This window comes from Streptomyces sp. NPDC091377, assembly GCF_044757045.1.
Lineage (GTDB): Bacteria > Actinomycetota > Actinomycetes > Streptomycetales > Streptomycetaceae > Streptomyces.
Genome location: NZ_JBIVUE010000009.1, coordinates 131,440 through 151,930, shown reverse-complemented (window position 1 = coordinate 151,930; position 20,491 = coordinate 131,440). Strand labels below are relative to the sequence as shown.

At 73.1% G+C, this 20,491-nt stretch carries 14 protein-coding genes and 1 pseudogene; 7 read left to right on the top strand and 8 right to left on the bottom strand.

The window, feature by feature from the left end:
• Nucleotides 1-9 precede the first annotated feature (9 nt).
• Both ACIQNG_RS21355 and ACIQNG_RS21350 read left to right on the top strand, forming a co-directional pair.
• A complete protein-coding gene (locus tag ACIQNG_RS21355; protein ID WP_401486919.1) occupies nt 10-378 on the top strand; it encodes a hypothetical protein in 369 nt (122 codons plus the stop codon).
• Nucleotides 378-815, top strand: coding sequence for a peptidase M23 (locus ACIQNG_RS21350; RefSeq protein WP_401486917.1), 438 nt, complete (start codon nt 378-380; stop codon nt 813-815). The genes ACIQNG_RS21355 and ACIQNG_RS21350 overlap by 1 nt, the downstream gene beginning before the upstream one ends.
• Here ACIQNG_RS21350 and ACIQNG_RS21345 read toward each other — a convergent pair.
• Both ACIQNG_RS21345 and ACIQNG_RS21340 read right to left on the bottom strand, forming a co-directional pair.
• Nucleotides 764-970, bottom strand: coding sequence for a hypothetical protein (locus ACIQNG_RS21345; protein ID WP_401486915.1), 207 nt, complete (start codon nt 968-970; stop codon nt 764-766). The two genes, ACIQNG_RS21350 and ACIQNG_RS21345, sit on opposite strands and share 52 nt — an antisense overlap.
• A gap of 83 nt (nt 971-1,053) precedes the next feature.
• On the bottom strand, nt 1,054-1,791 hold the full coding sequence (locus ACIQNG_RS21340) for a D-Ala-D-Ala carboxypeptidase family metallohydrolase (protein ID WP_401486914.1): 738 nt from the start codon (nt 1,789-1,791) through the stop codon (nt 1,054-1,056).
• Between the two features lie 213 nt (nt 1,792-2,004).
• Between ACIQNG_RS21340 and ACIQNG_RS21335 the strand changes: the two genes are divergently transcribed.
• On the top strand, nt 2,005-2,598 hold the full coding sequence (locus tag ACIQNG_RS21335) for a DUF6309 family protein (protein WP_401434865.1): 594 nt from the start codon (nt 2,005-2,007) through the stop codon (nt 2,596-2,598).
• Nucleotides 2,599-2,820: 222 nt separating this feature from the next.
• On the opposite strand, the gene ACIQNG_RS21330 is transcribed toward ACIQNG_RS21335, so the two are convergent.
• Nucleotides 2,821-3,231: a MerR family transcriptional regulator gene (locus ACIQNG_RS21330; protein ID WP_401434868.1), complete on the bottom strand. Its 411-nt coding sequence runs from the start codon at nt 3,229-3,231 to the stop codon at nt 2,821-2,823.
• 49 nt (nt 3,232-3,280) lie between these two features.
• Here ACIQNG_RS21330 and ACIQNG_RS21325 point away from each other — a divergent pair, with 49 nt between their 5' ends.
• On the top strand, nt 3,281-4,162 hold the full coding sequence (locus ACIQNG_RS21325; protein WP_401486912.1) for an NAD(P)-dependent oxidoreductase: 882 nt from the start codon (nt 3,281-3,283) through the stop codon (nt 4,160-4,162).
• On the opposite strand, the gene ACIQNG_RS21320 is transcribed toward ACIQNG_RS21325, so the two are convergent.
• Both ACIQNG_RS21320 and ACIQNG_RS21315 read right to left on the bottom strand, forming a co-directional pair.
• Nucleotides 4,140-6,092, bottom strand: coding sequence for a DUF2264 domain-containing protein (locus tag ACIQNG_RS21320; protein WP_401486910.1), 1,953 nt, complete (start codon nt 6,090-6,092; stop codon nt 4,140-4,142). The two genes, ACIQNG_RS21325 and ACIQNG_RS21320, sit on opposite strands and share 23 nt — an antisense overlap.
• A 259-nt stretch (nt 6,093-6,351) precedes the next feature.
• Nucleotides 6,352-8,772: a glycosyl hydrolase family 95 catalytic domain-containing protein gene (locus ACIQNG_RS21315; RefSeq protein ID WP_401486908.1), complete on the bottom strand. Its 2,421-nt coding sequence runs from the start codon at nt 8,770-8,772 to the stop codon at nt 6,352-6,354.
• Nucleotides 8,773-9,178: 406 nt separating this feature from the next.
• On the opposite strand from ACIQNG_RS21315, the pseudogene ACIQNG_RS21310 reads away from it, so the two are divergent.
• Nucleotides 9,179-9,844: pseudogene (locus tag ACIQNG_RS21310) on the top strand (ThuA domain-containing protein); the annotation flags it as partial.
• A gap of 95 nt (nt 9,845-9,939) precedes the next feature.
• Here the strand turns inward: ACIQNG_RS21310 and ACIQNG_RS21305 are convergent.
• Entirely contained in the window at nt 9,940-10,899 is a 960-nt protein-coding gene (locus ACIQNG_RS21305; protein WP_401486907.1) for a TauD/TfdA dioxygenase family protein, read from the bottom strand.
• A gap of 482 nt (nt 10,900-11,381) precedes the next feature.
• On the opposite strand from ACIQNG_RS21305, the gene ACIQNG_RS21300 reads away from it, so the two are divergent.
• The gene (locus ACIQNG_RS21300) at nt 11,382-14,756 is read left to right on the top strand and encodes a pyruvate carboxylase (RefSeq protein ID WP_401486905.1); all 3,375 of its coding nucleotides are present in this window, start codon (nt 11,382-11,384) and stop codon (nt 14,754-14,756) included.
• Nucleotides 14,757-14,869: 113 nt separating this feature from the next.
• Here ACIQNG_RS21300 and ACIQNG_RS21295 read toward each other — a convergent pair whose 3' ends face one another.
• Complete coding sequence (locus tag ACIQNG_RS21295; RefSeq protein ID WP_401486903.1) at nt 14,870-16,399, bottom strand: carboxylesterase/lipase family protein; 1,530 nt, start codon at nt 16,397-16,399, stop codon at nt 14,870-14,872.
• A 20-nt stretch (nt 16,400-16,419) separates the two neighbouring features.
• Nucleotides 16,420-17,334, bottom strand: a complete 915-nt coding sequence (locus tag ACIQNG_RS21290) for an MBL fold metallo-hydrolase (protein ID WP_401486901.1) — start codon at nt 17,332-17,334, stop codon at nt 16,420-16,422.
• A 176-nt stretch (nt 17,335-17,510) separates the two neighbouring features.
• Between ACIQNG_RS21290 and ACIQNG_RS21285 the strand changes: the two genes are divergently transcribed.
• The gene (locus tag ACIQNG_RS21285; RefSeq protein ID WP_401486900.1) at nt 17,511-20,423 is read left to right on the top strand and encodes an AAA family ATPase; all 2,913 of its coding nucleotides are present in this window, start codon (nt 17,511-17,513) and stop codon (nt 20,421-20,423) included.
• The last annotated feature ends 68 nt before the right edge of the window (nt 20,424-20,491 follow it).

The window sequence follows — 20,491 nt, the reverse complement described above, 5'->3', positions numbered from 1 at the left end:
GGCCTTCTCGTGGCCGCCGCCTCGATCCTCCTGTCGGCGGCCCCGCCGGCGGCGGCGCATCCGCCGAGCGGGGAGGTGCATGTGTGGGCGAGCGACGTGCGGGTGCGTTCCTGCCAGAGCAGGACCTGCGACCTCGCCACCACCGAACGTCTCTCGCGGGTCAAGGTCAAGGCGTACTGCCAGGTCGACGCGGGGGAGTCCGGGCGGGTGACGGACGGCCGCCTCACCAACACCTACTGGGTGCAGATCATCACGCCGGGCCGGACCCTGGGCTGGATCTCGGCGGTGTACGTGAGCGGCGGTTCGAACAACGGGCCGGTGCCGGGTGCGCCGGTCGACAGCCTGTCGGACCCCACCGTCGACTGCGAGTACATCTGATGGGCGTGCGCCTGAGCGCCGCGCCGAACCGAACCGGTGGGGCGTGGGACACCGCACGCCTGGTCAGGGCGGTGACCGCCGTGGCCGCCGCGGTCGGCCTGCTGACGCTCGCCCCGAGCGCCTCGGGCCGTCCGGCGGCGTCAGCGGCGGCCCGCCCGTCCGTCTACATCTGGGCGACGGACGTCAACCTCCGCCACGACGGCGCGGACCCCAACTGCGTCTTCCACCCCTCCCGCACCTGCCCCGTCGTCGCCAAGGTCTCCCGTACGACGGTCGACGCGCACTGCCAGCGGACGGGGGAGACCGTCCACGACCTCGGACACAGCAACCGGTGGTGGACGCAGGTCGAGTTGGCGGACGGCACCATCGGCTGGGTGAACAACCTCTACGTCCGGGGTGGCGAGAAGATCGCCGGCGTTCCCGACTGCGCCTGGTGACCACCGCCCGCGTCCTGACGTACGGTCCAGATCCAGCCCAGCGGGATCAGGCCCAGGACGCGGGCGACCGACCGGGACGCCCGGTCGGTCGCGGAGGTGCTGTGGAAGAGCGCCTCCTTGGTACGGCGCTCGCGTCCGGCCCAGGCCGCCACCACGGCCGGGGCGATCCGTCGGCCCCGGAAGTCCGGGCGGGTCCGGCCGGGAAGGGGCCGGGCGGGCGGCCCGAGCGGAGGCCGGGTCAGATGCCGCAGGTGGGGGCGGACCAGAACGGGGCGGAGCGCTGGTCGACGTGGGTGTGGTCGTCGTGGCCGGGGTAGCCCGGGCCGAGGATGCCGCGGAAGCCGTGGTCGCGGGCCTGTTTGGCGAGGGTGCACAGGGAGTGCGGCCCGGCGCCCAGATCGGCCGCGTCGCCGTACAGATGGCGGCTGTTGCTCGCGCCGCCGACCGCGTTGTTGCAGGCGACGGAACGGAAGCCGCTGGTCACGGTGATCGGCTGATCCCCGAGCGCGTGCCGCAGGGCCTCCAGCTTCCACATGGTGCGCAGGGCGTTCGACTTCGCGGTCGCGGCGCTCACCGCCCCGCCCGACCAGGTGGTGTTGCAGTCGTTGAGTTCGCCGTAGGAGAAGTGGATGGGCGTGCAGTCGTCGTCCTGGAGGGCGTACAGCTTGGTGTACGTGCCGGAGCCGGCGACCCCGTCGGACGCCAGCCCGTACGCCGACTGGAAGCGCTTGAGGGCGGCGGTGGTGCCGGGCCCGAACTGTCCGTCGACGGCGAGTTCGGCGCCGTGGCCGGGGTAGCCGACGAGGCGGATCTGGAGCTGGGTGACATCGGCGCCCGAGGCGCCCTGCGACAGCGTGCGGCTCCAGGTGTAACACCCGTCGGCGTGGGCGGTTCCGGCGGTCGCGACGGTACCCACCGCCACGGCAGACAGGAACATGACAAATGCGGCGACCAGTCTCAGAGTGCGTCGGAGCATGTGATCTCCAGGCCGGGTGAGATGGGAAGGGGGGAGGTGGGGGGTGAGGTGACGCGCGTCAACCATGGAGCCTGCGCGGCCGGGAGGCAAGAGGGCGTCAGGTCCCCGCCCACGGGTCGAAATCGTTTGATCGACGGTGGCCGGGTGGGTGACCCTGATCGGGGTGTGCCCCGCTGCGGGGCGGTGACCGGCCCGGACCCCGAGAGGCAGCGCATGAGAGTGATCGGCTCCGTCCCGTCCGACGCCGTGGTGCGGGAGTTCCTGCGGGACCACCCCTACGACCCGGACGAGCGGGACAACACCAACGACGACGCCGAGTCGAACCTTCACGCGGCGGACCGACTGCTGGGGCACTGGTACCGGGTGCTGCTCGACCGGAGCGAACTGCTGGAGGTGATCCTCCCCTGGCACCTCGGGGAGGGCGGCGGGATCGAACTCGTCCCCCCGACCGGCCTCACCCTCGCCGACGCCTCGGCGGCGCTCCGGGCGCTCGGCGATACCTACGCGCTGTCCAACCCGCATTGCGCGCACAAGCTGAACTGGCAGGCCACGGCACCTCTCGGCCCCATCCATCTGAGCACCCGCGCCGTCCCCGGAGCCGACTACGAACGGATGGAGCCACGCGAGGGCCTGATCCATCTCGACGGCCTCCACCGGATGCTGGCCTGGGAGAACGCCGGACGGCTCCACGGAGGCGTACGGATCGAGGCGCTGGTGGCCGCGGACGCGTCCTGGCCGACGACCCTGAACGCCGGGCAGGACAGCGGGCGGAACACGGCGGGTCGGATCCACGGAGAGGCGAGGTAGATCCCGCCCCGGGCGACGACGGAAGACCGCGAAGGACTTTCCCCAGCCCCGACCCGGACCCCGGCCCCGACCTCGGCCCCGACCTCGGCCCCAACCCCGACCTCGGCCCCGACCCCGGTTCCGGCGCCCCCCCCGGGCTCGGAGCGGAGGCTCCGGACGGGTGTGGCGGGCGATGTCATGGCCCTACGTCGACGCGCACCGCCACATGCCCGCACCCGACCGTCAGGCGGGCACCGACTCCGCCTCGTCCGTGTGCTCGAAGGGCGGATAGGACTCCCGGCCCGTACGCTCCGCCGCGTCGATGTAGTCGGCGAGAGCGTCCCGGGACTGCGCGAGCCGGGCCATCTGCTCGGTCAGCCGCCGCATCCGAGAGCGCATCGCGGCCAGCAGTTCCGGACACCCGATCAGCTCCGGGACCTCACCCTGCGCGCACGGCAGCAGATAGGCGATGTCCTCCGAGTTCAGCCCGGCCCCCAGCAGATGACGGATCTGCTTGACCCGCAGCACGGCGTCGGCGCCGTACTCCCGGTACCCGTTGGCCCCGCGCTCGGCCTCCAGCAGGCCCTGTGCCTCGTAATAGCGCAACTGGTGGGCGTTCACACCTGTTCGCCGACTCAGTTCCCCGATCCGCATGGCGACCTCGCTTGACCTTCATACCGGTATCAACGTTGACGATCCTGTCATGGAGAGAAACGAACCATCCGTGACCGTCATCGGCCTCGGACTGATGGGCCGGGCCCTCGCCGGGGCCTTCCTCAAGGCCGGGCACCCCACCACCGTCTGGAACCGTACGACCGCCAAGGCCGACCGGCTCGTCGCCGACGGGGCCCGGCTCGCGCCCTCGCTCACGGCCGCGCTCAGACCCGGAACCCTGGCGGCCGTCTGCCTCACCGACTACCCGGCCCTGTACGAACTGCTCGACACCGACGAGGTCGACCTGACCGGCACGACCCTGCTCCAACTGACCTCCGGCTCCTCCGGCCAGGCCCGCGACGCCGCCCGCTGGGCCGAGCGGCGCGGCGCCCGCTACCTGGACGGCGCCATCATGGCCGTACCGCCCGCCATCGGCACCGCGGAGGCGGTGATCCTCACCAGCGGGCCCCGCACCGACCTCGATCCCCACCGGCCGGTGCTCGACGCCCTCGGCACCGTCGACCACCTGGGCACCGACCACGGCCTCGCCGCCCTGTACGACGTGGCGGGCCTCGCCATGATGTGGAGCGTCCTCAACGCCTGGCTCCAGGGCACCGCCCTGGTCAGGACCGCCGGGGTCGACGCCACGACGTACGCCGGATTCGCGCGGACCATCGCGGCCGGTGTCGCCGACTGGCTGCCCGGATACGCGGAGCAGATAGACAGCGGCTCCTTCCCCGCCGAGGTGTCGGCGCTGGAGACCGACGCGCGGGCCATGGCGCACCTGGTGGAGGAGAGCGAGGCCGTCGGTGTCAACGCCGAACTGCCACGGCTGATCCAGGCGATGGCCCACCGCGCCCTCGCCGCAGGACACGGGGGAGAGCAGTACCCCGTACTGATCGAGGAGTTCAGCCGGCCCCGCCGGGACTGAGCCCCGGGCCGGGCAGCTCCACGGAGTCCGTCTCCCCGTTCGGCCAGCGGATCCGCGCCCCGGCCCCGTCGACCCGGAGCCGGGGCGACTCCTCGCCGCGGGCGGGCTCACCGCCGAGCCGTACGGCGGCGGCGTACATCGTCGCGTACGACACCGGCCCCGTCGTGGAGAGCAGGGGGACGGCGGAACTCTCCCCCAGGAGGTTGCCGCCGGTCGATCGGTGGACGTGGGCACGGTCGAAGCCGGTGAGGGCCACGACCGTGCTGCGCAGACCGGATCCGGAGACGGAGGCGGTGTGCCGTTCCTCCTCGACCGCCACGGGCTCGGCGTCATGGACCGCCCATCCGCCGAGCCGCAGCCGCCACGGCCCGGGTGCCCGCTCCGCCTCTGGCGCCGGGTCGGGGTCCACCCGGACCAGCCGCACCTCCCAGCTCCCGCGCAGCACCGACCCGACCGTGATCCACGGCCCGACCCCGTACTCCGTCTCCGGCCCGCCGAAGCAGTCCCAGCGTTCGTCGGCAGGCCAGTGCGCGCGGCTGCGGGAGACGGCGACGCGCCCCCGGACGGCGACCCGCCGCAGCGGGCGGCGATGGCTGGCCCGCCCGTCCGGGCCGATCAGGACCACCGCCGAGTCCGTCGGCCCGCCCGTCGGGTCCTCGGGGGTCTCCGGAGCGGCGTGCGTGGAGTACGCGAGCCGGGCGTACAGCGGGTCGTCGGAGTGCAGACGCGCCGGATCGCTGTGGTCGCCACCGTGGTTGAGGACCCGTACGACGCCGTCGGCCACCGTGCCGGAGACCAGCCAGCCGGGCGCCGTGAGGGTGTACGCGAAGTCGCCCCGCTCGACCGCGAGGGGCTCTTCCGGCGCGGTCCACACCGGATGGGCGGGCGGCAGCAGCAGCCCCGCGAAGCCCTTGCTCGCCCAGTAGGGGGAGGCGGGGCCGGAGTAGTCCTGGAGCAGCGGACGGTACGGCCGGTGCCAGCCGAGGGTCAGCAAGCCGTCCGCGTCGATCGCGCCGTTGCGGGTGAAGTGGTCCAGCGTCAGCGCGGCGATCCGGCGGGTCTCCCCGGGCGGCAGCGGCGTCGCGTCGAACAGCGCGCCCGCCCAGACCGGGGCCAGCGCGGCGAAGCGGTAGGTGAGGGAGCGGCCCTGGATCAGCGGGGAGCCGTTGCCGCCGACCAGATGACGGTGATCGGCGAGATAGCGGCGCAGCCGGGCCCGGTAGCGGTCCAGGAGACCGGACGGGGCCCGGTCGCCGAGGACACGGCAGAACCACAGCGGATAGAAGTGCATCGCCCAGCCGTTGTAGTGGTCGTGGTTGCGGTGCTCGCCCCCGGCCAGCCCGTCCGAGTACCAGCCGTCGCCCGTGTACCAGGAGTCGGTCAGCTCGACGGTCCGCTCCAGGTCGCAGGCGTCCCAGCGCCCGCCCACCGTCCGGGCGAACGCCTCGGTGACGGACCGGAACCAGATCCAGTTGTTGGCCGGCATACCGGCGCCGACCATCGGGGCCAGCCAGTCCAGGACCCGCTGCCGGGTGCCGTCGTCCAGCCGGTCCCAGATCCAGGGGCGCGTCTCGTGCAACGCGATGGCGATGGACGCGGCCTCCACCTTGGCCTGTGCGCACTCGGCGAAGACGGGCCAGCGTTCCGCTCCCGCCGGGTCGGTGCCCGCGGCGAGTCCTTCGGCGTAGAAGCCGGCCAGTCCGTGCGGGTCGGCGCCGCCCGCGCCCGCCAGCCGGAACGCGGCGAGCAGGAACGTCCGCGCGAACCCCTCCAGGCCGTCGCTCCACCGGCCGCTGACGCTCGCCGGGCCGGGGAGGTGGATGAGGGAGCGGCGCTCGGTGGCGTACGGACGGACGGCCAGGAGCAGCCGGTCGGCCCGGCGCTCCCAGGCGACGCGGTCCAGTGCGGTCGAGGAAGGGGGCCGGTTCACGTGGGGGGTCGCCTTTTCACCGGAGGAGCGGGGACTGCGGGCGGGCGGACCGCATGCGGTCCAGGACCGGACAGGCCACGCCGACCGTCGTCACCGACGTCGGCCTGTTTCCCATGAAAGGCAGGTATATCAAGTCGATTCACCCAGGGGAAAGCGCCGATCCCCGCGGTTGGAAGCGCGCGGGAAGCGCGGGAAGCGCGGGGAGGACACCGGGGGACACCTTCCACCCCGGGCCTCTCCCGGACCGGCCGCCGTACAGCTAGGAAGGGCGCGCGACGATCTCGTACGTCCGTCCCGCCCGCGCCCGGAAGGTGAGCGCGCCGGCCTCTCTGGCGACCCGCGGGCTCGTGCCTCCGGAACGGTCCCGGACCTCGAACGAGTCGTCGAACCAGGCGCCGCGCACGGTCAGTTCCCCCGTGTGCCCGGGGCGCAGCGTGGTCCGTACGGGCTCGCCGTCCACCCAGTCGATGTCCACGGTGACGCCGCCGCGCGCCCGCAGCCCCCGCACCGACCCCGTGTTCCAGAACGAGGGCAGCGCGGGCAGCAGATCGATCTCACCGCGATGACTCTGCAACAGCATCTCCGCGACACCGGCCGTGGCACCGAAGTTGCCGTCGATCTGGAACGGCGGATGGGTGTCCCACAGGTTGGCCAGCGTGCTGTTCCTCAGCTGCTCGGAGAGCATCAGATGGGCGTGGTCCCCGTCGAGCAGCCGCGCCCAGAAGTTGATCTTCCAGGCTTTGCTCCAGCCGGTGCCGCCGTCGCCGCGCGCGGTCAGGGAGACCCGCGCCGCCTCCGCGTACCGGGGCTGGTCCCGCGGGCTCACCTGGCGGCCCGGGTGGACGGCGAAGAGGTGCGAGACATGCCGGTGGTCGTTGCCGGGGGCGTCCCAGTCCTCCTTCCACTCCTGCAACTGACCCCAGGAACCCACGCGCAGCCCGGTGTCGAGCCGGTCGAGGGTGCCGGACACCTCGCTGGCGAAACCGCCGTCACCGAGCTGCCGGGCCGCCGCCAGGGTGTTGCTGAACAGGTCCCACACGATCTGCTGGGACATCGACGCGCCCGCCGAGAAGTCGCCCTGCTCCGGCGAGTAGCTGGGGCTCACCACGAGCCTGCCGTCCCGGGGGTCGGTCACCAGCTCGTCCATCCAGAACTGGGCCAGCCCCTTCATCACCGGATAGGCCCGGTCCCGCAGGAATCCCACGTCGCCGGTGAACAGGTAGTGCTCGTAGAAGTGCTGGGCGAGCCAGGCCCCGGCCTCCGGGAAGAAGAACGACCAGGCCCAGTTGTGCAGGCCCGTGAAGCCGTACGGGTTGGTCTCGTTGTGCACCACCCAGCCCCGGTTGCCGTAGATCTCCCGGGCCGTGACCTGACCCGGCGCCACCATCGAGGCGACGTACTCGAACAGCGGGCCCGTCGTCTCGGTCAGGTTGGTGGTCTCGGCGGGCCAGTAGTTCATCTGGAGGTTGATGTTGACGTGGTAGTCGGCGTCCCAGGGTGGGCTCGTGGAGTTGTTCCACACGCCCTGGAGGTTCGCCGGGAGCGAGCCCGCGCGGGACGACGCGATCAGCAGATAGCGGCCGTACTGGAAGAACAGCACCTCCAGCGCCTTGCGCCCGGCCGCGCTCAGCGACCCGTCCCGGTAGGCGGCGAGGGTGGTGTCCGTCGGGGTGCCCGGGTCCTGCTGGCCCACGTCGAGCCGTACCCGGTCGAACAGCGCCCGATGGTCGGCGACATGGGACGCCCGCAGGGCCGTGTACCCCTTGGCCGCGGCGGCGTCCACCCGCCGGGTGACCGGGCCGTGCGGGTCGGTGCCGGTGCGGTAGTCCGGGTGGCGCGCGGCGTAGTCGGTGCCAGCGGCCAGCACGAGCGTCACCGCGTCCGCGCCGGACACCGTCACCGAGCCGTCCGCGTGGTCCGTACGGGTCCCGCCCTGGTTGAGGACCCGGAGCTGGGACTCGTAGCGCAGCGCGTTGTCGGTGAGCCGGCCCGCGAGGGTGATCCGGCCGCCGCTCGCCGACCGGTTCACGGACCGGTTGGTGGGTGTGGTGACGGAGACGGTGAAGGAGATCCGCCCGGGCCGGTCGGCCGTGAAACGGGCCACGGCGACCCCGTCGGCGGCCGACACAAAGTACTCGCGGCTGTGGCCGGCGCCCTCCCAGGTGTACGTGACCCCGCCGACCGCCTTCGCGATGTCGAGGTGCCGGCGGTATCCGGTGGCGCCCGCCGGGTCGCGGGTCTGCTGGATCCAGATGTCGCCGAAGGTCTGGTACGAGCCGAAGTGGGTCTTGGGCTGGCCCAGCTTCTGCGCCACCCACTCCGGTGCGGCCCGCAGCTCGTCGCGGATACGCCGCTGCACCTCGGCGAGGGCGCCGGGGCGGGGTGAGGTCCAGTTCCCGAAGTTGTAGCCCGGGGCCCCAGGCCCTCCCGTCCACAGCGTCTTCTCGTTGAACTGGAGCTGTTCGCGGCCCGTGCCGCCGAAGAAGCACAGGCCGAGCGCTCCGTTGCCCAGCGGCAGCGACTGGGACTCCCAGGCCGTCGCGGGCTCGTCGTACCACAGGGTCATGCCGGGGGTGGCGGCCGGCGCGGCGCCCGCCACCCCCGGTATCAGGGGGGTCGCGCCGAGGGCGGCGGCACCGGCGAGGAAGATCCGTCGGGAGACCTCCGGTGTGTGTGTCATGGGCACCTCAATTCGACGGGCGGCGGGGTGCGTGGATCGCGGTACGTGGATGGTGTCGTGCTGGGTGCTGGGTGCTGGGTGCTGGGTGTTTGGGGCTCGGGGCTCGGTGCGCGGTGTTCGCTGTTCGGGGCTCGGCGCGCGTGCGCGGTGGAGTCGCGGGGGCGTCGTCCGGGGCCCCTACCACCGTGAGCCCCGTCGCCGAAGGTGTCCGAACCCTTGGCCGAGGTGATTTGTCGAGTCGATGGACAAATTAGGAGCGTGGGCCTGAGCGGTCAAGGTGCCGGGCCGGAGCGGCAGTTGGGGCGGGGGAGGGCCGCCGGTCTGACCTGGGGGTGCGACGGGATCGCTTGACGAATTTGTCAAGTGGATTTACTTTCGGCGGTTCCGCACCCTGCCCCAGGAGGTTCCTGTGCCCGGCACGGCCCTTCACGTCCTGGTCTTCTCCAAGACCGCGGGCTTCCGCCACGACTCCATCCCCGCCGGGGTCACCGCGATCGAGCGGCTCGGAGCCGACCACGGCTTCTCCGTCTTCGCCACTGAGGACCCGGACGTCTTCACCGACGCGGACCTCGCCGAGTACGAGGTCGCCGTCTTCCTCTCCACCACCGGCGAGGTGCTCGACCTGGACCAGAAGGACGCCTTCGAGCGCTTCGTCCACACCGGCGGCGGCTACGTCGGTGTCCACGCGGCCTCCGACACCGAGCACGACTGGGCCTGGTACGGCGAACTGGTCGGCGCCCGGTTCCGCTCCCACCCCGCCGTCCAGCGGGCCACCGTCAGGGTCGAGGACCGCACCCATCCCGCGACCGCCCACCTGGACGAGCACTGGCGGCGCGTGGACGAGTGGTACGACTTCCACGCCGGCCCGCCTGCCGACGTACGGGTGCTCGCCTCGGTGGACGAGTCGACGTACGAAGGAGGCGGCATGGGCGCGGACCATCCGGTCGCCTGGTGCCGCCCCTTCGACGGGGGCCGTTCCTTCTACACGGCCCTCGGCCATACGGAGGAGTCCTTCGCCGAGCCCGCGTTCCTCGCCCATCTGCTGGGCGGAATCCGGTACGCGGCGGGTGAGTGAATCGGCACCAGGGCGCGGCCGGGCTCCACGGCCGGATCTCCCACGGTGCCGCCCCGCTCACCCGTGGCGGACACCCCGAACGGGCCGCTCGTTCAGACCTCGGCGGTCGTGCCGTCCGTGGACGCCCCGGACGCGATGCCGTACCCCGGCTCCGGCACCGACTCCGGCGCCAGCAGCACCGAGCGGCGCCCGTCGACACCCACCGGCACATCGCCGTCCACGGTGATCCGGCGCAGGGTGCGCTCATGGTCGTCGGAGTCGTCCACGCCGTAGTGCTGGGTCGCCCGGTTGTCCCAGATCGCCACGTCACCGGCCCGCCACTGCCAGCGCACCGTGTTCTCCGGGCGCTCCACATGCGCCTGGAACACCCCCATCAGCGCCCGGGAGTCGGCGCCGTTGAACCCGCTCAGCCGCTGGACGAAGTTGCCCAGGAGCAGGGCGCGTTCCCCCGTCTCCGGGTGCACCCGCACCACCGGGTGCTCGGTGCGGAAGGTGACCGACGTGAACACCCTGCGGTGCTGCTCCAGCTCGGCGGAGATCGCGCCGGGTCGCACCGCCGCGTAGTCGTAGTCGTTGGTGTGCACCGCGCGCAGCCCGTCCGCCAGCACCCGCAGCGGCTCGGGCAGCTCCGCGTAGGCGGCGGCCGTGTTGGACCACAGTGTGTTGCCGCCGTAGGGCGGGATGACCTCGGCGCGCAGGATCGAGAACGCCGGGTAGGCCGGGACGAAGGTCACGTCCGTGTGCCACTGGTTGGCCCGGCCGCCGTGGTCGTTGTCGATGCCGAGCGCGTAGCGGCCGTCCACGGACGGCACCGTCGGATGCGCGACGGGCGTCCCGAGGAGCCGCCCGAACGATTCGTGCCCGTCGGCGTCCAGATGGTGCTGGTCGCGGAAGAAGACGACCTTGTGCTCCAGCACGGCGGCCCGGATCGCGGCGACGGCGGAGGCGTCCAGGCCGCCGCCGAGCCGGACCCCGGAGACCACGGCTCCGATACGACCACCGGTCTTCTCCACCGTCAGGGCGGACGGCTGCGCGGTGGTGAGGGAGGTCATGGGAGTGTCCTTTCGAAGAGGCGTACGAGACTTGCGAGGGTGGCGCGCGGGGGTACGGGAGGCCGGCGGGGCGTCCATCCGTACGGCGAGGGAAGGACGCGTACTCCCGACCGGAGGGGGCAGCGGGGACGTCCCGCGGACTTCGTGACGTCGGCGAGTCCTGGAAGGCCCGACGTACGGCGGATCAGCGACAGCGACAGGCGGCCGGGCACGGACAGCCCCGGCCGGGGCGCGGGCACAGGGCGTGCGGTCGGGTCGCGTTCACCGTTCGAGCTTGCGGACGGGCAGGTCAAGCGGTCAAGGCGGCCCCGGATCGTTTCACGACGCTGCAACACGCCCGTCGCGGGTACAAGGCGGGGAGAGGATCGGGAAGTCCGCACCACGGGCCGCCACCAGGGCCGAGTGGCCTGGCTCACATGGCGTGTCGGGTGCGGCGCGGACACCATGGTCCTCGTCACCGGCAGGCCGCGAAGGGATCCAGGATGTTCCGCAAGGTACTGGTCGCCAACCGAGGCGAGATCGCGATTCGCGCGTTCCGCGCCGGCTACGAGCTGGGCGCACGGACGGTCGCCGTGTTCCCGCACGAGGACCGCAACTCGCTGCACCGCCTCAAAGCGGACGAGGCGTACGAGATCGGCGAGCCCGGCCATCCCGTACGGGCCTACCTCTCGGTCGAGGAGATCGTCCGGGCCGCGCGCCGCGCCGGGGCCGACGCCGTCTACCCCGGCTACGGCTTCCTCTCCGAGAACCCGGAACTGGCCCGCGCCTGCGCCGCCGCCGGCATCACCTTCGTCGGCCCGGACGCCGACATCCTGGAGCTGACCGGCAACAAGGCCCGCGCGGTGGCCGCCGCCCGCGCCGCCGGAGTCCCCGTCCTCGGCTCCTCCCAGCCCTCCACGGACGTGGACGAACTGGTCCGCGCCGCCGACGACATCGGCTTCCCGGTGTTCGTCAAGGCCGTCGCGGGCGGCGGCGGACGCGGCATGCGCCGCGTGGCGGACCCGGCACACCTGCGCGAATCCATCGAGGCCGCCTCCCGCGAGGCGGCCTCCGCCTTCGGCGACTCCACCGTCTTCCTGGAGAAGGCCGTCGTCGAACCCCGCCACATCGAGGTGCAGATCCTCGCCGACGGCGAGGGCGATGTCATCCACCTCTACGAACGCGACTGCTCGCTCCAGCGCCGCCACCAGAAGGTCATCGAACTCGCCCCCGCACCCAACCTGGACCCCGAACTGCGCGCGCGGATCTGCGCCGACGCCGTCCGCTTCGCCCGCGAGATCGGCTACCGCAACGCCGGCACCGTGGAGTTCCTCCTCGACCGCGACGGCAACCACGTCTTCATCGAGATGAACCCCCGCATCCAGGTCGAACACACCGTCACCGAAGAGGTGACCGACGTCGACCTGGTCCAGGCCCAGCTCCGTATCGCCTCCGGCGAGACCCTCGCCGACCTCGGCCTCTCCCAGGACACCGTCGTCCTGCGCGGCGCCGCCCTCCAGTGCCGGATCACCACCGAGGACCCCGCCAACGGCTTCCGCCCCGACACCGGCCGCATCAGCGCCTACCGCTCACCCGGCGGCTCCGGCATCCGCCTTGACGGCGGCACCACCCACGCCGGTACGGAGATCAGCGCCCACTTCGACTCCATGCTGGTGAAACTCACCTGCCGGGGCCGCGACCTCACCGCCGCCATCGGCCGCGCCCGGCGCGCGGTCGCCGAGTTCCGCATCCGCGGCGTCGCCACCAACATCCCCTTCCTCCAAGCCGTCCTGGACGACCCCGACTTCCAGGCCGGACGGGTCACCACCTCCTTCATCGAGCAGCGCCCCCACCTGCTGACGGCCCGCCACTCCGCCGACCGCGGCACCAAACTGCTCACCTACCTCGCCGACGTCACCGTCAACAAACCGCACGGCGAGCGCCCCGAACTGATCGACCCCACCACCAAGCTGCCGCCGCTGCCCACCGGGGAACCAGCCGCCGGCTCCCGCCGGCGGCTGGCCGAACTCGGCCCCGAAGGGTTCGCCCGCGCCCTGCGGGAATCCCCCCTGCTCGGCGTCACCGACACCACCTTCCGCGACGCCCACCAGTCCCTCCTCGCCACCCGGGTGCGCACCAAGGACCTGCTGGCCGTCGCCCCCGTCGTCGCCCGCACCCTGCCCGGACTGCTCTCCCTGGAGTGCTGGGGCGGCGCCACCTACGACGTCGCCCTCCGCTTCCTCGCCGAGGACCCCTGGGAACGCCTCGCCGCCCTGCGCGAGACCGTCCCCAACCTCTGCCTCCAGATGCTGCTCCGCGGACGCAACACCGTCGGCTACACCCCGTACCCCACCGAGGTCACCGACGCCTTCGTCCAGGAGGCCGCCGCCACCGGCATCGACATCTTCCGCATCTTCGACGCCCTCAACGACGTCGGCCAGATGCGGCCCGCCATCGACGCCGTACGCGAGACCGGCACGGCCGTCGCCGAGGTCGCCCTCTGCTACACCGCCGACCTCTCCGACCCCTCCGAACGCCTCTACACCCTCGACTACTACCTGCGGCTCGCCGAGCAGATCGTGGAAGCCGGCGCCCACGTCCTGGCCGTCAAGGACATGGCCGGACTGCTGCGCGCCCCCGCCGCCGCCACCCTCGTCACCGCGCTGCGCCGCGCATTCGACCTCCCCGTCCATCTGCACACCCACGACACCGCGGGCGGCCAACTCGCCACCTACCTCGCCGCCGCACAGGCCGGGGTCGACGCCGTGGACGGGGCGGTCGCCTCCATGGCCGGCACCACCTCCCAGCCGTCCCTGTCCGCGATCGTCGCCGCGACCGACCACTCCGAACGGCCCACCGGCCTCGACCTCCAGGCCGTCGGCGACCTGGAGCCGTACTGGGAGAGCGTCCGCCGCGTCTACGCCCCCTTCGAGGCGGGCCTCGCCTCACCCACCGGGCGCGTCTACCACCACGAGATCCCCGGCGGCCAGCTCTCCAACCTGCGCACCCAGGCCGTCGCCCTCGGCCTCGGCGACCGCTTCGAGGAGATCGAGGCGATGTACGCCGCCGCCGACCGGATCCTCGGCCGCCTCGTCAAGGTCACCCCCTCCTCCAAGGTGGTCGGCGACCTCGCCCTCCACCTCGTCGGCGCGGGCGTCACCCCCGCGGACTTTGAAGCCACCCCCGACCGCTTCGACATCCCCGACTCCGTCATCGGCTTCCTCCGCGGCGAACTCGGCACCCCGCCGGGCGGCTGGCCCGAACCCTTCCGCACCAAGGCCCTCCAGGGCCGCGCCGCCGCCAAGCCCGTCGCCGACCTGGGCGACGAGGACCGCGACGGCCTGGAGAAGACCCGCCGCGCCACCCTCAACCGCCTCCTCTTCCCCGGCCCGACCCGCGACTTCGACACCCACCGCCACTCCTACGGCGACACCAGCGTCCTCGACAGCAAGGACTTCTTCTACGGCCTGCGCCCCGCCAAGGAGTACGCCGTCGACCTCGAACCCGGGGTCCGTCTCCTCATCGAACTCCAGGCCATCGGCGAGCCCGACGAACGCGGCATGCGCACCGTCATGGCCGGACTCAACGGACAGCTCCGACCCATCCAGGTCCGCGACACCGCCGCCGCCTCCGACGCCCCCGTCACCGAGAAGGCCGACCGGAACAACCCCGGCCACGTGGCCGCCCCCTTCGCCGGGGTCGTCACCCTCGCGGTCGCCGAGGGCGACGAGGTGGCGGCCGGTGCCACCGTCGCCACCATCGAGGCCATGAAGATGGAGGCCGCCATCACCGCCCCCGCCTCCGGCCGCGTCACCCGCCTCGCCATCAACCGCATCCAGCAGGTGGAGGGCGGCGACCTCCTGGTCGAGGTGGTCTGAACCACGATGGCGTAGGTGCTGGTCCCGGCAGCCGGTCCGCGCGCCGACCGGCTGCTCACCGGGCGCCTCCTCCCCGGGCCGTGATGGCGCGCGACGGCCCCGGACGCCCTCCGTCAGGGGCGCGTCGGACGAGCGGCCGTCGTCGTCAGCCGTGCCGGCCAGGCCCGCCGTTCCCGGCCGCGGGGGTCGTCGACCTGCGTCCACTCGGCGTCGATGCGCATCGTGGCCCGGCGCCCGTCGTCGTACCGGTCCCAGCCGGGGTCGCCGGTCCTGGCGAACCGGACCCATGTCGCGTGCACACGGGCGGCGAGATCCGCGGGGGGCGCGTCGGGGCCCAGGACCGCGGTGGGTCCGTGCAGCTGCGGAAGGTGGGTGACATCGAAGACGAACGGCAGCTCGACCGCGTGCGTGGCGCCGAGTCGTCCGTCCAGGGCGTGGGAGCGCCAGGCGAACTCGTAGGCGTAGGTGGCCGATTCGGGGTGGGCGGCATGGGCGCCGGCCAGGGCCCAGGTGCCCGCGCCGAACAGCGCGTCGCCCATGATGGCGGACCGCAGCGCGCCGAAGGACGCCCCGGGGCGGGTCCCGCGGTACGTCTCCACGAGCCGGGTCGGATCCGGGTGCGAGCGCGCCGCCGCGTCGCCCACGTCCGCGAGGGTCGAGGTGGCGTACTTGCCCACCGGGACCAGATAGAGGTGCCCTTCCTCGGTGTTGGTCCCGATGAGCAGGTCGATGTCGCCGCCGAGGCCGGCGGCGACGGCTTCGGCCGGCTGCGTGTCGAGCACCAGGCTGAACGGGCTGAGCCCGATCAGCGGATCGTGGTGCGTCGCCGTCCGCAGGTCGATGCCCGCGAGCCGGGAGGCGGCCTCGACCAGGCGCTCGTCGGAGAGGTCCGCGAAGGCGTCCACCCGGGGCTCGACGCCCAGGGCCTCGGCCGCCGCCCTGGTGACGCGGGCGGCCTGCTCGGGGGTGAACGCCCCCAGGCCGCTGCCGCTCTGGACGATCGCCCGGCGGAAGAGGCCGGTGGCCTCCGGGGCGGCGAGGACGCCGCCGACGACGGTCGCCCCGGCCGACTGGCCGAAGAGAGTGACCTGCTGCGGATCACCGCCGAACGCGGCGATGTTCTCCCGCACCCACCGCAGCGCGGCGACGACGTCGAGCAGGCCGCGGTTGGCGGGCGCGCCGGGGAGGTCGAGGAACCCGGCGATGCCGAGCCGGTAGTTGAGGGTGACGAGGACGACGCCGTCGCGGGCGAAGGCGGAACCGTCGTACAGCGCGGACCGGGTCGAGCCGGCGACGAATCCGCCGCCGTGGACGAACACCATGACGGGCAGGCCGCCGCCGCCCTCGGCGGGCGTGAAGACGTCGACGGTGAGGTAGTCCTCGCCGCGGCTCCAGCCGGGGCCGAAGTAGGGGGCCATGTCCACGCTGCCGAGCCTGCGCTCGGACTGCGGCGCGGTGGGGCCCGGCACGGTGGCGTCCCGTACGCCGTCCCACGGCTCGTGCGGCCGGGGCGCCGCGAACCGGTCGGCGCCGCGCGGCGGTGCGGCGTAGGGGATGCCGAGGAAGGCGGCGGTGTCGCCTCGGCGCAGGCCGCGGACGGCTCCCCGCGCCGTGGTCACCAGGGGGTCGGGGTGGTGGCTCATGTCCTGTGTCCTTCCGGGGTTCAGGCCCGCTCGGTGTACGGGGCGAACGGGGCCCAGCCCTTGATCGCGAACTTGTCTCCCTCGCGTGCCACCTCGGCGGCGCCGTGGCCGCCCAGGTGCGCGGGGATCACCAGCGCGTTGTTGTCGGCCGCCCAGCCCAGCACCTTGCGGCGGGTGGCCCGGGCGCCCGCGGGGTCCTCGCAGAAGCAGCTGTTGGAGTCGGGTTCGAGGATCTGCACGGGGTGGTGCAGCAGGTCGCCGACGAACACCGCGCGGTCCGTCCCGGAGACGAGGGTCAGCACCGAGGAGCCCGGGGTGTGTCCGGGAGCCGCGTCGAGGCGGAGGTCGGCGTCGATCCGGTGACTGTCCTCCCACAGCAGCGTCCGGCCGGCCCGGTGCACCGGGGCCACGCTGTCCTCGAACACATTCTGGTTGCCGCGGCCGAGCACCGGATCGTGCCCGTTCTCGGGATTCCAGAAGTCGAAGTCGTCCTTCGGCATCAGATAGGTGGCATTCGGAAAAGTGGGTATCCACTGCCGACCGTGCAGGACGGTGTTCCAGCCGACGTGATCGACATGAAGATGTGTGTTGATCACGATGTCCACGTCCTCGGGCGCGACGCCGGCGCGCGCGAGATTGGCCAGGAAGTCCGTTTCGAGGCGGTTCCAGACCGGCGCGTACGGGCGGTCCTTGTGGTTGCCCACACCGGTGTCGACCAGGATGGTCCTGCCGCCGCTGCGCAGCAGCCACGTCTGGATCGCGGAATGGACGACCTGGGTCTCGGAATCGAGGAAATGCGGACTCAGCCAGGAGGCGCCGCCGTTCCACACCTCCTTGGGACTCTCGGGGAAGAACGTGCCGGGCGTCATGTCGACGGAACCGAAGTACTCCCAGATGCGGGTGACGGTGATATTTCCAAGCGTGATCTGATCCACAGAGCGTCCTCGGGAATGTGGGGGCTTTCCCAGGACCGTACGAGCGGCCCCGGCGCGCGCGGTATCCGTCATGTGACTGCACCTGTGCGGGGTCCGGGCACGTGCTCGACCGCTTGTAGCCTGGACGGGCCGGGGCGAGGCGGCTCCGATCGGAATGCCGTATTCCGGGAGACTTCGTGGACGAGCACACAGGCGACCGCGGCGCGGGCATGGCGCCGGAGCAGGATCCGGGGGAGCCGGGTCAGGGGGAATCGGAACCGGGGGAATCGGAGCCGGAACCGGGGGAGCCGGGGCCGGGGGCGCTGATCGTCGGCCGGGACGCGGAACTGGCACGCCTCCATCACGCGATGGACCCGCTGTCGGCCGACCGGGTGCTGATCCTGGCCGGTGAGATGGGCACAGGGAAGAGCGCGCTGCTGGAACACGCGGCGCGCCGGGCCGGGGCAGCCGGTGCTCGCGTCCTGCGCGCCACGGGGAGCGCGTCGGAGTCGGGCCTGGCGTTCTCCGCGCTGCACCAGTTGCTGCGGCCGGTGCCGACCGAGGTGGCCGCCCTGCCGGGGAGGCAGCGCGCCGCGGTGCGGGACGCCTTCGGCGAGGGGCGGGCCGAGTCGGAACCCGATCTCATGCTGGTCGGGGTCGCCGTCCTGAGCCTGCTGTCCGGCCTGGGCGAGCACCGTCCCGTGCTCGTGGTGCTGGACGACGCGCAGTGGTTCGACCGCGCCTCCCTGGACGCGCTGTCCTTCGTCGCCCGACGGCTGGACGGCGAACCCGTCACGATGCTGATCGGTGTCCGGGGCGGCGATCACCTTCCGGGGTTCGACCGCCATGTGCCGACGCTCACCCTGGGACCGCTCGACAACGCCGCGGCCCATCACCTGCTGGACCTCCAGCCGAACAGCCCCGCCGGGCACACCAGGTCACGGATCCTCGACCAGGCGGGCGGCAACCCGCTGGCGCTGCGGGAGCTGACGAGGACAGCCTCGGCACAGGACACCGCCGCGGGGCCGCCGTCCGTGGGTCCGCTGCCGCTCTCCGACCGCCTGGAGCGGCTCTTCGCCGCCCGCCTGGACCGTCTCCCCGCCGCCACCGCACGGGCTCTGCTGCTCCTGGCCGCCATGGACAGCGCCGACGCGACCCTCGCCGGCTCGGCCGGGCTGCCCCGCGCCGAGGACCCGGTCTGGCTGCCGGCCGCGCAGGCCGGGCTGGTCCGGCGCGGTGGCACGGACATCCGGTTCCGCCACCCCCTGGTCCGGTCCGCCGTCTATCAGGCCGCGTCCGTGGACGCCCGGCGCGAGGCCCATCGCGCCCTCGCCGAGGTGCTGCGGGACGAACCGGACCGGCGTGCCTGGCATCGTGCCGCCGGCTGCCCGCACCCGGACGCGGCCGTGTCGGCGGAACTGGAGCGGACCGCGGACCGGGCCCGCCGCCGTGGCGGCCACGCGGCGGCGGCGCAGACCCTGCGGCGCGCCGCGGAACTCGCACCGCGGCGCGAGGACAGCGCCCGGCTCCTGGTCGAAGCCGCAGCGGAGGCCGTGTTCACCGGAGACCTTCCCTGGGTCGAGGACTTGGTCGCCCAGGCACGCGCCCGCACGGACGACGCGACCCTGCTGGCCTCCGCCGCCGTACAGGCCGGACGGCTGGCCGTCCTGACCGGGCGCCACACCGCGGTCTTCTCCCGACTGGCCGACGCGGCCGAGGAGTGGGCGGCCTCCCACCCCGCCGCCGCGCTGGACCTCGTGGTCGGCGCCGCAGTGGTCCGCTTCTACTCAGGAGAGGACACCCAGCGCCACCGCATCCAGGACATCCTGCGCCGCCTTCCCACGAGCGCCGCCCAGACGGGCTTGCGCACCTGGGTGAGAGCCGTGTCGGACCCCTTCGACAACCGCACCCGACTCACCGCCCTGCTACCGCGGTTGACCGCCGAGGCGAAGGAGCGGCCGGAGCGCCTCACCGCCGTCGGCATCATGGCGTGGCTCCTGGACGAGACCCCACAGGCCGTCCGCGCCTTCGACGCGGCCTTCGACCGCTGGGAGCTGCGCGGAGCGCTGCCCGAGGGGCTGGGCGGCGCGGTCGCCTGGGCCTACCTGGAGCGAGGCCGGTGGGAGCAGGCCCGCGAGGCATGCGCCCGCACCACCGCCGTCGGCCGGGCGGCCGGTCTCGACCACGCCGTGGCCTGCGCGGCCACCGTGGACGCCACCCTGCTGGCCTTCCAGGGCGACGCGTCCGAGGCCCGCGCCCGCGCCGAGGACGCGCTCGCGCTGATCGATCCGCTGGAGAGCCGCTCGGTCTCCGTCCAGGCCCATCGTGCCCTCGGCGCCGCGGCTGCCGCGGAAGGCGCCCACGAGACCGCGTACGGCCACCTCCGCAGGGTCTTCACGGCGGACGGCGCGCCCGTGCACTACCACGCCTCCTACCCGGCCCTCGCGGACCTGGCCGCCGCCGCGGTGCGCTGTGGCCGCCACGAGGAGGCCGCCGCGCTCGTCGAGCGCTCGGCAGCCGCCCTGGCGGACAACGCCTCACCTCGTCTGCGGGCGCTGATCAGCCGGGCGCGCGGCCTGCTGGCGGACCCCGAGGACGCCGAACCCCACTTCCGCGCGGCTCTGGCCGATCCGGCCCTGGAGTACTGGCCCTTCGAACGCGCACAGACCCTGCTCGACCTCGCCGAGTGGCTGCGGCGCCGTCGGCGCATCGCCGAGGCACGCGGGCCGCTCACCGAGGCCCTGGAGCTCTTCCGCCGACTGGGCGCGCGGCCGTGGATCGAACGTGCCCGGGCCGAATCGCGCGCCGCCGGCCTCGACGTCACGGACGCGTCCCCCGACGCGCTCGCCGAGCTGTCCCCCCAACAGCGCCAGATCATCCGGCTCGCCGCCCGCGGGCTGACCAACCGTGAGATCGGCGAGAAACTCTTCCTCTCCCCACGCACGGTCAGCTCGCACCTCTACCGCAGCTTCCCGAAACTGGGCATCACCGCCCGCTCCCAACTGCGCGACCTCGTCACGGGTGCCGAGGAGACGTCCACTCCCCGGGCGACGCACTCCTGGTCGCCCGGACCGGCAGGGTCGCGTTCGCCGGCCGGAGGCCCGCGCTGACCGTCGCGGCCCGCTCCTACGGCATACGGACCCGCGGCGTCCGAGGAGAGAGTGCACGTGCGGCACCC

What these genes read in the sequence shown, in the direction of transcription:
- ACIQNG_RS21350 (WP_401486917.1), top strand. Translation starts at nt 378, where the DNA reads ATGGGCGTGCGCCTGAGCGCCGCGCCGAACCGAACCGGTGGGGCGTGG.
- ACIQNG_RS21340 (WP_401486914.1), bottom strand. Translation starts at nt 1,791, where the DNA reads ATGCTCCGACGCACTCTGAGACTGGTCGCCGCATTTGTCATGTTCCTG.
- ACIQNG_RS21335 (WP_401434865.1), top strand. Translation starts at nt 2,005, where the DNA reads ATGAGAGTGATCGGCTCCGTCCCGTCCGACGCCGTGGTGCGGGAGTTC.
- ACIQNG_RS21330 (WP_401434868.1), bottom strand. Translation starts at nt 3,231, where the DNA reads ATGCGGATCGGGGAACTGAGTCGGCGAACAGGTGTGAACGCCCACCAG.
- ACIQNG_RS21325 (WP_401486912.1), top strand. Translation starts at nt 3,281, where the DNA reads ATGGAGAGAAACGAACCATCCGTGACCGTCATCGGCCTCGGACTGATG.
- ACIQNG_RS21315 (WP_401486908.1), bottom strand. Translation starts at nt 8,772, where the DNA reads ATGACACACACACCGGAGGTCTCCCGACGGATCTTCCTCGCCGGTGCC.
- ACIQNG_RS21305 (WP_401486907.1), bottom strand. Translation starts at nt 10,899, where the DNA reads ATGACCTCCCTCACCACCGCGCAGCCGTCCGCCCTGACGGTGGAGAAG.
- ACIQNG_RS21300 (WP_401486905.1), top strand. Translation starts at nt 11,382, where the DNA reads ATGTTCCGCAAGGTACTGGTCGCCAACCGAGGCGAGATCGCGATTCGC.
- ACIQNG_RS21295 (WP_401486903.1), bottom strand. Translation starts at nt 16,399, where the DNA reads ATGAGCCACCACCCCGACCCCCTGGTGACCACGGCGCGGGGAGCCGTC.